The 563-nt window shown below is 79.0% G+C and carries 1 protein-coding gene; it reads right to left on the bottom strand.

The window, feature by feature from the left end; translation table 11 throughout:
* Positions 1–563, bottom strand: a 563-nt coding sequence (locus KUM32_RS40655; protein WP_254406778.1) for an ATP-binding cassette domain-containing protein, incomplete at both ends; no start/stop codon positions are given.

Here is a 563-nt window from a genome sequence, read left to right as displayed (position 1 = left end):
CATCGGCTCGGCCACCGGCTCGACCACCGCCCGGTCCGCCCCCGAACCGTCCTGCTGCCGCGCGCCCGGCCAGGCCACCCGCTCGGGGCCGCCGTCGACGACCGCCCGCGCGGCGCGAGCGGTCGCGCCCGTGGCCGCCACGGCCGGCAGCGTGCCACGCTCGCCGGCCGGCGCCGCGTCGGCGGTCGGCCCGACATGCACCACGCGGTCCGCGATGGCGAGCAGGGCCGGCCGGTGGACGATGAGCAACACCGTGCGGCCGACGGCCAGCCGGCGCACCGCGTCCACCACGAGGGCTTCCGTCTCGCCGTCCAGGTTCGCGGTCGGCTCGTCCAGCAGCAGCACCGGCCGGTCGGCGAGGAACGCCCGGGCCAGCGCCAGCCGCTGCCGCTGCCCCGCGGACAGGCCCACGCCGTCCTCGCCGATCACGGTCCGCGGCCCGTCCGGCAGCGTCGTGACGAAGTCCAGCGCGCTCGCGTCGCGCAGCGCGCCCCGTACCGCCTCGTCGTCGGCGTCCGGGCGGGCCAGCCGTACGTTCTCCGCGATGGTGCCCGCGAACAGGT

Source organism: Streptomyces sp. AC627_RSS907 (genome assembly GCF_019049165.1).
The sequence above is the reverse complement of the archived record's forward strand: the minus strand, read 5'-3'. Positions and strand labels throughout refer to the sequence as shown.